Below are 13,957 nucleotides of genomic sequence, written 5' to 3'. Positions count from 1 at the left end.
CATGCTGGCGGCATGCCGCAGCGGATCCGCCTGATCGAGGTCCCGTACGACTCCGGCCGCCGCGGCGTGCGGCACGGCGCGGGGCCGGAGGCGCTGGTCGCCGCCGGGGCGGCCGCGCGGCTGGGCGCGCACGGCGCCGACGTCGCGCACGCGGTCGTGACGGTGCCGGACGCGTTCGCGGTGGAGGCGGCGCACGGGACGGCCGTGATGGGGGCCGTGGCGCGCGAGGTCGCCGCGCACCCGGCGGAGCTGCCCGTCGTGCTCGCGGGGAACTGCGGGGTGACGCTCGGCGCGCTCGCCGGCCTGCGCGCCCAGGACCCGGGCCGGCGCGTGGCCGTGCTGTGGTGCGACGCGCACGGCGACCTGCAGCTCCCGGGCACGTCGACCAGCGGGTTCTTCGACGGCATGGCCCTGGCCATGGCGACCGGGCGGGCCTGGCAGGCCCTCGCCGCGAGCGTCCCCGGCCACGCGCCGGTGCCGGACGAGCGGGTGCTGCACGTCGGCGGGCACGACCTGGACGACGCGGAGCGCGACCTGCTCGCCACGTCGCGGATCGGACGGCTCGGCGTGCCGGACGTCCGGGCCGGTCGGACGGCCGCCGCCCTCGACGCGCTCGCTGCGCGCTCCGACGCCGTCCACGTGCACGTGGACCTCGACGTCCACGACCCCTCCGTGGCCCCTGCCAACGGGTACGCGGCACCCGGCGGGCTCCTGCCGGAGGAGGTCCGCGACGTGATCGCGGCCGCGGCGGCCCGGCTGCCGGTCGCGTCCGCGACCGTCGCGTCCTGGGACCCGGCCTGCGATGTGGGCCACCGGATGCGGGGCACGGCGCTCGACCTGCTGACGCTGCTGGGGCGGCTCGCCGGCTAAATCGGTATTCAGTGTTGCCAAGTACCGGTACCTAGCGTTACGTTGTACCGGTAGTCAGCGACACCGAATACAGGAGCCCACGATGGCCAACCAGATGACCGAGATGCTCAAGGGCACGCTCGAGGGCATCGTCCTCGCGATCCTCGAGGCGCGGCCGGCGTACGGCTACGAGATCACCGCGCAGCTGCGCGACGAGGGGTTCGCCGACCTGGCCGAGGGCACCGTGTACGCGCTCCTGGTCCGGATCGAGCAGCGCGGGTTCGTCGACGTCGAGAAGGTCCCGTCCGAGAAGGGTCCGCCGCGCAAGGTCTACTCGCTCAACGCCGCGGGCCGCGTCCAGCTCGACGAGTTCTGGACCACCTGGGCCTTCCTCGCCGGGCGGATCGAGCACCTCCGCGCCGCGCACGCCGACCGCACCGGCACCGGCTCCACCCGCACCGACTCCGGCACCACACACCGCACCACCGACCGCACCGAAGGGGACGACTGACATGGTCGCGAAGTGGATCGAGGCCCTCACCGGCTCGCTCGAGCAGAAGAAGCAGTACCGGCAGGACATGGCGCGGATCAAGGCGCTGCCCGAGCCGTACCGCGCCGCCGCGAAGGCCACGCACCGGTACCTCATGTACTCCGGCGGCGTCACGGACGGCGACACCATGGTCACGATGTTCACCGACCTCGCGGACCTCTGGGAGCGCGCGGCGACCGACGGGACCCCGGTCCGCGACGTCGTGGGCGACGACCCGGTCGAGTTCGCGGAGACGTTCGCCCAGGCGTACGTCGGCGACCGGTGGATCGACAAGGAGCGCGCCCGCCTGACGAAGGCGATCGACGAGGCCGAAGGGGACGCCCGATGACCGCCGGGGCCGCGGGCGCACCCGGCCCGGCCGTCGCCGCCCGCGGCGTCGAGAAGTCGTTCGGCGACCTGCGGGTCCTGCGGGGTGTCGACCTCGAGGTCGCGCCCGGGACGATCGTCGCCCTGCTCGGGTCGAACGGGGCCGGCAAGACCACCCTGGTCCGCATCCTGTCGACGCTGCTGAAGCCCGACGCGGGCACCGCCACGGTGCACGGGTTCGACGTCGTCGCGCAGGCCCCCGACGTCCGGGAGTCCATCAGCCTCACCGGCCAGTTCGCGGCCGTCGACGGGATGCTCACCGGGCGGGAGAACCTCCGGCTCGTCGCCCGGCTCCGGCACCTGGCCGACCCGGGCGCGGTGGCGGACCGGCTGCTCGACCGGTTCGCGCTCACCGAGGCGGGCGGGCGCCGGGCGTCGACCTACTCGGGCGGCATGCGGCGCCGGCTGGACATCGCGATGAGCCTGATCGGCGACCCGCCGGTGATCTTCCTCGACGAGCCGACCACCGGGCTCGACCCGCAGGCCCGCAACGAGGTGTGGCGGACCGTCGAGGAGCTCGCCGGCGGCGGCACCACCGTCCTGCTCACCACGCAGTACCTGGACGAGGCGGAGCGCCTCGCCGACCGGATCGCGATCCTGCACGAGGGGACGATCATCCAGGACGGCACGCTCGCCGAGCTCAAGCGGCTGCTCCCGCCCGCCCGGGTGGAGTACGTCGAGAAGCAGCCCACGCTCGAGGACGTCTTCCTCGCCCTCGTCGGCGCCGGCAGCACGCCGGCCGGGAAGGACCCGCGATGAGCGCCACCGCCACCACCCACGTCGTCGGCGACACCGTCGCCCTCACCGACCGGTCGCTGCGGCACATCCTGCGCAGCCCGGACACGATCATCACGACCGCGGTCACCCCGGTCGCCCTCATGCTGCTGTTCGTCTACGTGTTCGGCGGGGCGATCCACGGCGGGTCCACCGCGTCGTACGTCGACTACCTGCTGCCCGGCATCCTGCTCATCACGGTCGCGTCCGGCGTCGCGTACACCGCGTACCGGCTGTTCCTCGACCTGCAGGGCGGCATCGTCGAGCGGTTCCAGTCCATGCCGATCGCCCGGCCGAGCGTCCTGTGGGCGCACGTGCTGACGTCGATGGCGGCCAACCTGACGTCGGTCGTCCTGGTCGTCGGGATCGCCCTGCTCATGGGGTTCCGCACGGGGACGACCGTCCTCGCGTGGCTCGCCGTGGCCGGCATCCTGGTCCTGTTCACGCTCACGCTGACCTGGATCGCCGTCCTCGCCGGGCTGTCCGCGAAGACCGTCGACGGGGCGAGCGCGTTCTCCTACCCGCTGATCTTCCTGCCGTTCATCAGCTCGGCGTTCGTGCCGACGGACTCGATGCCGACCGCGGTCGCGTGGTTCGCCGAGCACCAGCCGGTCACCGCCGTGGTCGACTCGATCCGGGCGCTGTTCGCCCAGGAGCCGGTCGGCGGCGACCTGTGGGTGGCGCTGGCGTGGCTGGTCGGGATCCTGGTGCTCGCGTACGCGCTGTCGGTGCGGGCGTACCGGCGCAAGGTGGGCTGACGCCGGGCAGAGGGTCAGGCCGTCGCCAGGACGGGCGCGAAGGGCACCAGCTCCTCACGCCCGTCCTCGACGATCAGGCAGGTGCTCTCCGGGACCTCCAGCCAGGCGCCTTTGAGGTCGCCGAGCGGCTCCGAGACCACGATCCGGGTGTCGTCCGACAGGCCGTGCAGCACCGGGTTGTCCGGGTACTGCGCCCGCAGCACGGCGACGTCCCGGTTCCGGAACAGCGACCGCGACCGGCCCTCGGAGGAGTACCGGAACGTCCACAGCCGCTGCCCGTCCGTCGTCGCGAACGTCCCCTGCACCGGGAACGCCACGCCGTGCCGCAGGGCGACGTCCTCGATCAGGCCGACGGCCTGGGCGACGGCGGACGGCGGGTCGTCGGTCAGCCCGAAGGTCAGCGCCAGGTAGAACAGCGTCTCCGAGTCGGTCGAGCCCTCGATCAGCGGGTAGAGCGTCGGGTCGACGGCCATCCGCAGGTCCCGCTTGAGGGTGCTGAACCCGTTGATCACGCCGTTGTGCGCGAACAGCCACTGCCCGTGCCGGAACGGGTGGCAGTTGGTCTGCTGCACGGCGGTCCCGGTCGTCGCGCGGATGTGGGCGATGACCATGCCGGACCGGATGTGCTGCGACAGCTCGCGCAAGTTCCGGTCGCTCCACGCCGGCTCGATGCTGCGGAACAGCCCGGGGATCGGCGAGTGGTCGTCGTACCAGCCGACGCCGAACCCGTCGCCGTTCATCGGCTCGACGCCCAGCCGGCTGTGCCGGCTCTGCATCACGAGCGAGTTCTCCGGCTTGTAGAGCAGCTCGTCGAGCGTCACCGGCGAACCCGTGTACGCGAGCCATCGGCACATGGCGGCCTCCCGTGTGGGGTGGGCCCGCGCCGTCGCCGGCCCCTCGGGGCCACTGTGCACCGGGGCCTCGCAGGTGGACCCCGGTGCGCCCGGGGTCAGTCCTCGGTGGGCGCCTGCTCGACGGCCGGCGCGGGCCGCCGGCGACGCATCAGGACGGAGCCGAGCGAGACCGCGGCGGCGGCGCCCATCGCGGCCAGCACGAGCCAGGTGCCCGCCTCCCGCTGCATCGCGACGACGCCGAGGAGGAGCAGGAGGCCGCCGAGGCCGAGCAGGGTGGTGGCCGGGTCGGTCGTGGTGTTCTTGTCGGTGTTCATGCTGGTCAGCCTAGGTTCCGGCCCGCGGCGCGCGCCTCGGGCCGGCGGCGGATCTTCGCGCTCGGCCGCGCGGGCGAGGCGCACCCCGCGGGGTCCGTCCCGCGGCGGAGCGGCGGCGCGCCCGGCCTACGCCTCGGGGTCCCAGCGCGACGGCACGAGGTCCGCCAGGAGGGTGCGGTGCGCCCACCGAGCCCAGGCGAGCGCGCTCCACCCGCCCCGCCGCACGAGCGCGTTCCAGGTCTCCGGGCCCAGCACGAGCGCCACCACGTCGGTGGCGCGCTCGACGTCGAGCCCCGGCCGCAGGACCCCGTCCCGGTCGCACGCCTCGACGAGCAGCCGGTGCACCGCCCGCCGGCGCGCCTCGTCCCGCTCCCACGCCGCGTGCAGCACCGGGTCGCCGACCGCGTGCACGCGCACCAGGTCCTGCACCCCGGCCGCGCGGCCGAGCAGCTCGGCGGCCCCGCGCGCGTGCAGGAAGACCCGGCGGGCGGGGTCCGGCTCGGCGACGACGGCGCGCACCCACGGCTGGTCGGCGAGGTCGGGCGCCGCGTCCCGGCGGTCGGCGCCGTCGGCGGCGTGGTCGAGGCAGCCGACGAGGATGTCGGACTTGGACGGGTAGGAGTAGTAGACGGTCTGCACCCCGAGGCCTGCGGCACGACCGACGGCCGTGATCGTCGTCGGGCCGTACCCGTCGGCGAGGAACAGCCGGGTGGCGGCCTCGGCGATCCGGGCCCGGGACGCAGCGGCCCGGGCGGCACGCCCGTCCCGTGGTGGTGCGGTGTCGCTGCTGGTCACGTGGGTAACCGTAGCAGCGCTACGCATTCCTTTCGGTAGCGCCACTCCCACAACCGCACGCCCTCGTCTCGCCCTCTGCCCCGGAACCACGCCGAGATGGCAGTTCTCGGCTGTGATCAGGGCCTTCGCGACAGCCGAGAGTTGCCATCTCGGCAGGCGTGGATGCGCGGGAAGTCGGAGTTGCGCTACGGAAACAGGTCAGTGGCCCGTTGCCAGGAGCAGGAGCAGGGCCAGGTTCAGGGCCACCACCAGGACGACCACGACCACCAGGGCCGCCTGCAGCCGGGGGCCGTTCGCGTGCCGACCCATGAGCGACCGGTCCCGGTTCAGCCGCACGAGCGGGATCACCGCGAACGGGATGCCGAAGCTCAGCACGACCTGGCTCACCACCAGCGTCCAGGTCGGGTCCGCGCCGACGCCGAGCAGCACCAGCGCCGGGACCAGCGTGATCGCCCGGCGGACCAGCAGCGGGATGCGCTTGTGGATCAGGCCCTCCATCACGGCGGCCCCGGCGTAGCAGCCGACCGACGTGGACGCGAGGCCGGACGCGAGCAGCCCGATCGCGAACACCACGCCGACGACCGGGCCCAGGGCCCCGCTGATCGCCGCGTGCGCACCCTCGATGGTGTCGGTGCCCTCGACGCCGCGCAGGTTGGCGGCCGCCAGCAGCAGAAGACCGATGTTCACGGTGCCGGCGAGCGTCAGCGCCGCGCCGACGTCCCACCGGGTCGCCCGCAGCAGCCCGGACCGCGCCGACTCGTCCGGGACCCGGCCGAACCGGTCCCGGCTCAGCGCGGAGTGCACGTAGATGGCGTGCGGCATGACCGTGGCGCCCAGCATCGACGCCGCGAGCAGGACGGAGTCGGTGCCGGCGAACCGCGGGACCAGGCCGCCCAGCATCTCGCCCGGGTCCGGCGGGCCGACCACCAGCCCCGGCGAGGAACCCGACCACGATCACGAGCAGCAGGCCGACGATCACCGTCTCGAACCGCCGCTGCCCGTACCGGTTCTGCGTGGCCAGGAGCAGCATCGAGACGGCGCCGACGATCACGCCGCCGAGCACCAGAGGCAGCCCGAAGAGCAGGTTCAGCGCGATCGCACCGCCGACCACCTCGGCGATGTCGGTGGCCGCCGCGACCACCTCGGCCTGCGCCCAGTACGCCAGCCGCGAGCGCCGCCGCAGCCGCTGTCCCAGCACGCCCGGGAGCGAGTCGCCGGTGACGATGCCGAGCTTGGCCGACTGGTACTGGACCAGGACGGCCATGACGTTCGCGCCGACCAGGACCCAGAGCAGCAGGTAGCCGTACCGCGCGCCGGCGGTGAGGTTCGCCGCGACGTTGCCCGGGTCCACGTAGGCGATCGCCGCCACGAAGGCCGGGCCGAGCAGGGGCAGCACGCGGCCGCGCCGCACGGCCTGCCGATCGGTCGTGGTGGTCACCGCACCTCCAAGTTCGGACGTCCGAACTCAGTTTAGGCACGCGAGTTCGGATGCCCGAACTCTGCGCCGCTCGACGGCGGCGCGCACGCCGGCCGCTCAGGCCGCGGCGGCCTCGACCTCCCGGCGCCACCGGCCGTCGACCCGCGCGAACCCGACGCGCTCGAGGTACGGCCCCGTGTCCCGCGCGTCCTCGGCCACGACGAGCGACCGCAGCCCCGTCCCGGCGAACGCCCCCGACCGCCGGTAGACGAACTCGCCCGGCGCGAAGTCGCGGAACCGCGGCGTGACCCAGTCGAGCTCGACCTCGCCGACCCCGTCGCCGGCGTCCCGGACGACCACGACGCCGACGGTCTCGTCGCCACGCAGGACGAGGTACGCCCAGCGGGAGCCACCCGCATCCTCACCCGCGGCATCACCCGGAAGGCCGAACGACGGGTAGTACCGCGCGATGTCGTCCGCGTGCACGCCGAGCACGTGCCGCAGGTAGTGGTCGCCCGCGCCGACCGGCACCACCTCGTACACGTCGGCGTCGTGCCGCTCGCGCGTCAGCCGCCACAGCCAGTACGCGTCGATCACGGCGATCACGGCGTTCATGGCGGCGAACGGCCAGATGCCGACGATCGTGTTGTACGCGGTCGCGATGACGGAGCCGGCGAAGTTGAGCCACCGGAACCGCAGGACGCGGGCCTGCATCAGCGACACGACGACGAGGACGGACCCGACCCACCCGATGATCTCCAGGACTGGCATGGCGCGAACCGTACCGGTCGGCGGGGCGCCCGGCCCCGGACCCGGTTCTCGTAGCGGCGCTCCGGGAACCGCGGGGCGACCCGGAAATCCGTGGCCCGCCGCGACCGCCCCGACGACCATGGGCGGCATGACCGCCTCCGCCGCCACCCGGCCGCACCTGGTCCCGCTCCCGGTGCCCGCCGACCTCGACTCCCCGGACGCCTGGCTGCTGCACGGCCTGGTGGAGGCCGCGAACGCCGCAGTGCTCGACGCCTGGGGCGACCTCGACCACGCGCGCACGCCCGGCGAGGTCCTGGCGGGCCTGCGGCACCAGGAGTACGACGAGAAGCTGCGGTTCGTCGCGCTCGACGCCCCGGTCGACGACGGGCCGGCGGACCCGGCGCGGGTGCTCGGCTACCTGGCGCTCAACCTGCCCCGGCAGGACAACACCCACACCGGCTGGCTGCAGCTCGACGTCCGGCCGGAGCACCGCGGGCGCGGGGTCGGCTCCGCGCTGCACGACCTCGCGGTGGCCACCGCCCGCGACCGCGGGCGGAGCATGCTGACGACGTCGACCGACCAGGCGGCGGAGCCCGACCCCGAGGCGGACGCGCTCGTCCCCAGCACCGGCACCGGCCGCGTCCCCGCCACGGACCCGGGGGTGGCGTTCCTGGTGCACCGGGGCTGGGACCTCGAGCAGGTCACCCGCCGGTCCGTGCTCGACGTCCCGCTCCCGGCGGACCGCCTGGCGGCGCACGCGGCGGAGGCGGCAGCGGCGGCCGGTCCCCGTTACCGGGTCGTCCTCTGGGAGGGCCGGTGCCCCGACGAGCTGCTCGACCGGTTCGCCCTGCTGCAGACCCGGATGAGCACCGACGCCCCCGCGGGCGGCCTCGACCTGCGCGAGGACGTGTGGGACGGCGCGCGCGTGCGGGACGCGGAGCGCGCGTTCGTGGAGCGCGGGATGACGTACCGGGTCGCGGCGGCGCTGCACGAGCCGACCGGTGTGCTCGCCGCCTTCACGGCGCTGGTCAGCCGCCCCGACACGGACACGTACGTGTTCCAGGACGACACCCTGGTGCTCCGCGACCACCGCGGGCACCGGCTCGGGATGCTGGTCAAGACGGCGAACCTCGCCCGGCTGGCCGAGGTGCAGCCGGGCGCGCGCCGGGTCGGCACCTGGAACGCCGAGGAGAACGCGCACATGCTGGCGATCAACGTCGCGCTGGGCTTCCGGCCGGCCGGCGGCGCCGGCGAGTGGCAGCTCCGGCTGGGGTGACCGCCCCGGGCCGGCGCTCGTCGGCTAGCGTGCGGGCGTGGGCCGGACCGATCGCGCGAGCCTCCTCGTGCACGTGAGCACCGCCGAGGCCTTCGCGGCCCTGACCGACCGGGACGCGCTGCTCGCCTGGCTGCCGCCGGCGGGGATGCGGGGCCGGTTCGACCGGTTCGACATGCGCACGGGCGGGTCGTACCGGCTGGTGCTCACCTACGCCGACGCGTCCGGGTCCCCGGGGAAGACCACGGCGGGCTCCGACGTGTCCGAGGTCCGCGTCGTCGAGGTCGTCCCGGGCGAGCGGGTCGTCCAGGAGGTCGAGTTCGCCTCCGACGACCCGGCGTTCCGCGGGACGATGCGGATGGAGTGGCGGCTGCGCCCTGCCGAGGACGGGACCGAGGTCGAGGTGGTCGCGCGGGACGTGCCGCCCGGCGTCCGCGCCCGGGACCACGCCGAGGGGATCCTCTCGTCGCTCGCGCAGCTCGCCGCGCACCTCGAGCCCTGACCCGCGCGGCGGTGGGCAGGAGGGCCCACCCCGCTCGACAGTGGAACTTCGTGCCGGACACGCCGACGGCGTGTCCGGCAGAACCTTCCACTCGAGCCGGGCCGACCCGCGCCCGGCCCGGGTCAGGCGCCGACGACCGCGACCGCGCCCTCCTCGGCCGCGACCCGCACCCGGTCCCCCGGCTCCGGCGCCCCGGCACCGCCCGCGGGCAGCGCCGCGGTGACCCGGGCGTCCTCGGGCTCGAGCACCGCGACGAGCTCCGCCCGACCGCGCCGGGTCCGGCGCTCCGCGACGACAGCCGCGCGCACCGGGGTCGCCGAGCCGGGGTCCGGGTCCGCGGGGCCGAGCACCCGCCAGCCGCCGGCGGCCACCGCGAGCGCCGCGCCGTCGCCCGCCGCGTCGCCCGCCGCGCCCAGGAACGTCCGGTACCCCAGGAACTCCGCCACCTCCCGGGAGGCCGGCCGCCGCCACAGCGCCTCGGGCGCGTCGACCTGCAGCAGCCGCCCCGCCGACATCACCGCGACCCGGTCGGCGACGGTGGCCGCCTCGTCCTGGTCGTGCGTGACGAACAGCGCGGTCGTGCCGGTGGCGACGAGCGCCCGGCGCAGGTCGTCGGCCAGCCGCTCGCGCAACGACCGGTCGAGCGCGGACAGCGGCTCGTCGAGCAGGAGCAGCCGCGGCCGGGGCGCGAGCGACCGGGCGAGCGCCACCCGCTGCCGCTCGCCGCCGGACAGCGTGGCGACGGGACGCCGGTCGTAGCCGGGCAGGCCGACGAGGTCCAGCAGCTCCGCGACCCGGGCCGCCCGGGCGTCCCGGGACAGCCCGCGCAGCCCGTAGGCCACGTTGCCCGCGACGTCCCGGTGCGGGAACAGCTGTCCGTCCTGGAACACCAGCCCGAACCCGCGCCGGTGCACCGGCACCGCGGCCAGGTCGATTCCGTCCCAGGTCAGGGCACCGGAGGTGGGGGGCTCGAGCCCGGCGACGGCCCGCAGCAACGACGACTTCCCGCAGCCCGACGGGCCGAGCAGCGCCAGGACCTCGCCGACCGGCACGTCGAGCGTGACCCCGGCGACCGCGGTCACCTCGGGCGCGCCGCGGCCAGCCCCGGGGTAGCGCACGACGAGGTCGCGCACCGCGAGACCCGCCCCCGCCGGTGCGGCCGTCCCCCGCGCGCCGGTCCCGCCCCCGGACCCCGTCCCCGTCACAGCTCTCCTCCCGCCGGCCCGCGGAACCGCTCCGCGAGCGCCATCACCCCGGCCGTCAGCACGGCGAGCACCACGCTCGCCGCGAGGGCCATCCCGTAGTTGTCCGCACCCGGCTGCCCGATGAGCCGGAAGATCACCACCGGCAGCGTCGGCAGGTCGGGCCGGGCGAGGAACGACGTCGCGCCGAACTCCCCCAGCGACACCGCGAACGCGAACCCGACGGCCAGCCCGATCGACCGCGCCGCGAGCGCGCCGTCGACCCCCAGCAGGACGCGGCCCGGCCCCGCGCCGAGCGTGCCCGCGGCCTCGCGCAGCCGGGGGTCGATCGCCCGGAGCACGGGAAGCACGGTCCGCACCACCAGGGGCACGGCCACCACGGCCTGCACGATCGGCACCAGGATGCCGCTGCTGCGCAGGTCGGTCTGGATGCCGAACGGGTGCCCGAGCGTGAGCAGCGCACCGAACCCGACGGTCACCGCGGACACCCCGAGCGGCAGCATGAACGCCCCGTCCAGCACGCCGACCGCGCGGCGCGCCGCCCGGGCCCGGGGTCGCCGCGACACCACGAGCGCGACCAGGCAGCCGACCAGCAGGGCCAGCAGCGTCGCGTCGACGGCGATCCGCAGCGAGTTGCCCAGCGCCTCCCACACGGTCACCGTCAGCGCGTTCCGGCCGCCGGTGGTGCCGAGCGCCCGGTAGTGGTCCAGCCCCCACCCGTCGCCCGTGCGCAGCGATCCGAGCAGCAGCGCGCCGAGCGGCAGCGCCAGCAGCACCAGGACGACCCCGGTCACGGCCGCGGGCACCCCGTGCGGCCGGGTCGGCCCCGCGCCGGCCGACCCCGGCGCCACCAGGGACAGCGCCCGCTCGCGCCGCGCCCGCGCCCGCCCGGCGACCGCCAGCGCCGCGACCACCACGACCACCTGCACCACCGACAGCACCGCGGCGGCCCGCAGGTCGAGGAACTGCGTGGTCTGGATCCAGATCTCGGTCTCGACGGTGCCGTACCGCATCCCGCCGAGCACCAGCACCGTGCCGAACGCGGTCGCGCAGAACAGGAAGACCAGCGACGCCGCCGACACGATCGCGGGCGTCAGCGCCGGCAGCGTCACCGTCCAGAACGCCCGGGCCGGCGACGCGCCGAGCGAACGCGCGGCCTGCTCGGGGCGCGGGTCGAGCCGCTGCCAGAGCCCGCCGACCGTCCGCACCACGACGGCGTAGTTGAAGAACACCAGCGCCGCGACGATCGCCGCGAACGTGCCGTCCAGGTGCAGGAAGCCGAGCGGTCCGTTCTCCCGGAGCAGCGCGCGGAACGCCACGCCGACCACCACGGTCGGCAGCACGAACGGCACGGTCACGAACGCCCGGAGCGCGCCCACCCCGCGGAACCGGCACCGGTACAGCACGTACGCGCCGGGCACGCCGAGCAGCACGGACAGCACCGTGCCGATCGCGCCCTGGGCCAGGGTCAGCCCGACGATCCGCCAGGTCCGCGGCCGGGAGAACACGTCCGCGAACCCGGACAGGTCCAGCGCGCCGTCCGGCAGGAAGCCCCGCCCGACCAGCGACAGCACGGGCCACGCGAAGAACGTGCCGAGGAACACCAGGGGCACGGCGGCGGCGAGCGCCCACGACCCGGCCCGGCCGAGCGCCCAGGCGCGGGAGGGCGCACGCAGCGGCGGCCGACCCGGCGCACCGCCGGCGGCGCCCGGGCGCGCGGGCACCCCCGGCCGGCCGGTGCCGGTCGGGGGCGTCCGCGTCGCGGTGCTCATCGGGTCAGCCGCGCCTCAGCCGACGACCAGGTCGGTCCACTCGCGGACCCAGGTGTCGCGGTTCGCCGCGATGTCGTCGAGCGGCACCTCGTACGGCGCGTCCGACAGCGGCGCCCACTGCGCCCACGCCTCCGGCAGGTCGACGGCCGTGCTCACCGGGTACATGTACATGGACCCGGGGATGTCGGCCTGGACCGCGTCGGACAGCAGCCAGTCGACCAGCTGCTGCGCGCCCTCGGGGTTCTGCGCCCCGGCCAGCACGCCCGCGTACTCGACCTGCCGGAAGCAGGTGCCGAGCAGCGCGCCGGTCGTCGGCTCGCCGCCGCCCTCCGGGATCGTCTCGGGCGGGCTCGACGCGTAGGAGAGCGCGATCGGCCGCGGGCCGCCGCCCCCGCCGCCGGAGAAGTCCGTGTAGTAGGCGTCGGACCAGCCCTCGGCGACCTTCAGCCCGTTGGCCGTCAGGTCCGTCCAGTACTGCTGCCAGCCGTCCTCGCCGAACGCGCCGACGGTCGCCAGCAGGAACGCGAGGCCCGGGCTGCTGGTCGCCGCGTTGGTGACGACCGTCAGGTCCTTGTACTGCGGGTCGGTGAGGTCCTCGAGCGACGTCGGCTCCGCGATCCCCCGCTCGGCGAACCAGGCGTGGTCGACGTTCAGGCAGACGTCGCCCGTGTCGACGGCGGTGAGCGAGTGCGACGCGTCGGGCGCGTACTGCTCGGCGTCGGCCGCGGCGGGGGCCTGCGACTGGTACGGCTCCAGCACGCCCTCGTCGATCGCCCGCGACGCGAAGGTGTTGTCGATGCCGTAGACCACGTCGCCGAGGGGGGCGTCCTTGGTCAGGATCAGCTGGTTGACCAGCGCCCCGCCGTCGCCGGGCGCGACCTGCTTCACCGTCAGCCCGGTCTCGGCCTCGAACTGCTCCAGCAGGCCGTCGCTCACGTGGAACGAGTCGTGCGTGACCAGCGTGACGGTCCCGGACGTGTCGCCCGTGCCGGAGCCGGACGCCGCGTCCGAGCCCGAGCCCGACCCCGTGACGGAGCAGGCCGTCAGCGCCAGGACGCCGGCGACCGCGGCCAGGCCGGCCGTGGTGGTCCGCCGGGGTGCCCGGCGGCGTGCGCGCGTGCGCGCCATGGTGGTTCCTCCTCGATGTGCACCGAGGGGGCCGCACCGCGTCGGCGCGCCCCGGGGAGCACGACGGCACGGGGCGACTGAGATCCCGACTCCCTACGCCGGTGCTAACCGGATCAGGTGCGAGGGTCTGCGGATTCCGTCCGCACTCTCAGCGTCGGTCGGGCCGCGGTGTCACGCACGGCCCGGGACGCTCCCCTGTCGTTCGGGGCCGACCCTACACCGGCGCGGCGCGCCCCCGGCCCGGCACCGGCTGACCTGCGGTGCGGCACCGGCGGCGCTAGCGTGGGGCGGAGCACAGCCGTCCCGACGCAGGAGGTCCCGTGGCCGACGAAGAGACCCAGTCCACGTTCGCGAAGATCACCGGCCTGGTGGTCGCGGGCGCCGTCGCCTGGGCTGCCGGCAAGGCGGTGGACGCGGCGTGGAAGGCGGCGTCCGGGCACAAGCCGCCGAAGCCCGAGGACGACGACGACCCGCGCATCGCCGAGGTCGTCGCGGCCGCCGCGATCACCGCCGCCGCCGTCACGGTCGCTCGGGTGTTCGCGACCCGCGGCACGAAGAAGTTCGTCGAGCGGGTGGACAAGAACCGCCGCCTGCCGAAGGCCTGACCGCCCGCACGTCGACGGCCGGAGGTCCCGCCCGCGGGGCCCCGGCGC

15 protein-coding genes, 1 pseudogene and 1 riboswitch are annotated in these 13,957 nt (G+C 75.4%); of the genes and pseudogenes, 8 read left to right on the top strand and 8 right to left on the bottom strand.

Annotation, left to right across the window (positions count from 1 at the left end; genetic code table 11):
• Nucleotides 1-12: 12 nt before the first annotated feature.
• From FKM96_RS10885 to FKM96_RS10865, 5 genes are all read left to right on the top strand, one after another.
• Entirely contained in the window at nt 13-870 is an 858-nt protein-coding gene (locus FKM96_RS10885) for an arginase family protein (RefSeq protein ID WP_147795245.1), read from the top strand.
• Between the two features lie 82 nt (nt 871-952).
• Entirely contained in the window at nt 953-1,360 is a 408-nt protein-coding gene (locus FKM96_RS10880) for a PadR family transcriptional regulator (protein ID WP_147795244.1), read from the top strand.
• Between the two features lies 1 nt (nt 1,361).
• Complete coding sequence (locus FKM96_RS10875) at nt 1,362-1,727, top strand: DUF1048 domain-containing protein (protein ID WP_147795243.1); 366 nt, start codon at nt 1,362-1,364, stop codon at nt 1,725-1,727.
• Nucleotides 1,724-2,524, top strand: coding sequence for an ABC transporter ATP-binding protein (locus FKM96_RS10870; RefSeq protein WP_147795242.1), 801 nt, complete (start codon nt 1,724-1,726; stop codon nt 2,522-2,524). Before FKM96_RS10875 ends, FKM96_RS10870 begins: the two co-directional genes overlap by 4 nt.
• Complete coding sequence (locus tag FKM96_RS10865; protein WP_147795241.1) at nt 2,521-3,297, top strand: ABC transporter permease; 777 nt, start codon at nt 2,521-2,523, stop codon at nt 3,295-3,297. Before FKM96_RS10870 ends, FKM96_RS10865 begins: the two co-directional genes overlap by 4 nt.
• Before the next feature lie 14 nt (nt 3,298-3,311).
• Here the strand turns inward: FKM96_RS10865 and FKM96_RS10860 are convergent, their stop codons facing one another.
• From FKM96_RS10860 to FKM96_RS10840, 5 genes and pseudogenes are all read right to left on the bottom strand, one after another.
• Nucleotides 3,312-4,151 (bottom strand): class II glutamine amidotransferase, encoded by an 840-nt coding sequence (locus FKM96_RS10860; protein ID WP_147795240.1) that lies wholly within the window; start codon nt 4,149-4,151, stop codon nt 3,312-3,314.
• 95 nt (nt 4,152-4,246) lie between these two features.
• Nucleotides 4,247-4,465, bottom strand: coding sequence for a hypothetical protein (locus FKM96_RS10855; RefSeq protein ID WP_147795239.1), 219 nt, complete (start codon nt 4,463-4,465; stop codon nt 4,247-4,249).
• Between the two features lie 126 nt (nt 4,466-4,591).
• Nucleotides 4,592-5,260 (bottom strand): TetR/AcrR family transcriptional regulator, encoded by a 669-nt coding sequence (locus FKM96_RS10850; protein ID WP_168216955.1) that lies wholly within the window; start codon nt 5,258-5,260, stop codon nt 4,592-4,594.
• A gap of 198 nt (nt 5,261-5,458) precedes the next feature.
• Nucleotides 5,459-6,698: pseudogene (locus tag FKM96_RS10845) on the bottom strand (Nramp family divalent metal transporter).
• Nucleotides 6,699-6,794: 96 nt separating this feature from the next.
• On the bottom strand, nt 6,795-7,448 hold the full coding sequence (locus FKM96_RS10840) for a hypothetical protein (RefSeq protein WP_147795237.1): 654 nt from the start codon (nt 7,446-7,448) through the stop codon (nt 6,795-6,797).
• 127 nt (nt 7,449-7,575) lie between these two features.
• On the opposite strand from FKM96_RS10840, the gene FKM96_RS21945 reads away from it, so the two are divergent.
• The gene (locus tag FKM96_RS21945; protein ID WP_147795236.1) at nt 7,576-8,703 is read left to right on the top strand and encodes a GNAT family N-acetyltransferase; all 1,128 of its coding nucleotides are present in this window, start codon (nt 7,576-7,578) and stop codon (nt 8,701-8,703) included.
• 37 nt (nt 8,704-8,740) lie between these two features.
• Nucleotides 8,741-9,202 carry an SRPBCC domain-containing protein gene (locus FKM96_RS10830; RefSeq protein WP_147795235.1) on the top strand — a complete coding sequence of 154 codons (462 nt, stop codon included), beginning with the start codon at nt 8,741-8,743 and terminating at the stop codon, nt 9,200-9,202.
• Nucleotides 9,203-9,324: 122 nt separating this feature from the next.
• On the opposite strand, the gene FKM96_RS10825 is transcribed toward FKM96_RS10830, so the two are convergent.
• From FKM96_RS10825 to FKM96_RS10815, 3 genes are all read right to left on the bottom strand, one after another.
• Nucleotides 9,325-10,335: an ABC transporter ATP-binding protein gene (locus tag FKM96_RS10825; RefSeq protein ID WP_246854931.1), complete on the bottom strand. Its 1,011-nt coding sequence runs from the start codon at nt 10,333-10,335 to the stop codon at nt 9,325-9,327.
• 68 nt (nt 10,336-10,403) lie between these two features.
• Complete coding sequence (locus FKM96_RS10820) at nt 10,404-12,176, bottom strand: iron ABC transporter permease (protein ID WP_147795233.1); 1,773 nt, start codon at nt 12,174-12,176, stop codon at nt 10,404-10,406.
• A gap of 15 nt (nt 12,177-12,191) precedes the next feature.
• Nucleotides 12,192-13,304 (bottom strand): thiamine ABC transporter substrate binding subunit, encoded by a 1,113-nt coding sequence (locus FKM96_RS10815; protein ID WP_147795232.1) that lies wholly within the window; start codon nt 13,302-13,304, stop codon nt 12,192-12,194.
• A gap of 73 nt (nt 13,305-13,377) precedes the next feature.
• A riboswitch (TPP riboswitch) is annotated at nt 13,378-13,511 on the bottom strand.
• 113 nt (nt 13,512-13,624) lie between these two features.
• Between FKM96_RS10815 and FKM96_RS10810 the strand changes: the two genes are divergently transcribed.
• Entirely contained in the window at nt 13,625-13,909 is a 285-nt protein-coding gene (locus FKM96_RS10810) for a DUF4235 domain-containing protein (RefSeq protein ID WP_147795231.1), read from the top strand.
• The last annotated feature ends 48 nt before the right edge of the window (nt 13,910-13,957 follow it).

It is taken from the genome of Cellulomonas sp. Y8 (assembly GCF_008033115.1).
Lineage (GTDB): Bacteria > Actinomycetota > Actinomycetes > Actinomycetales > Cellulomonadaceae > Cellulomonas.
This window is presented reverse-complemented; position numbering and strand designations above follow the sequence as displayed.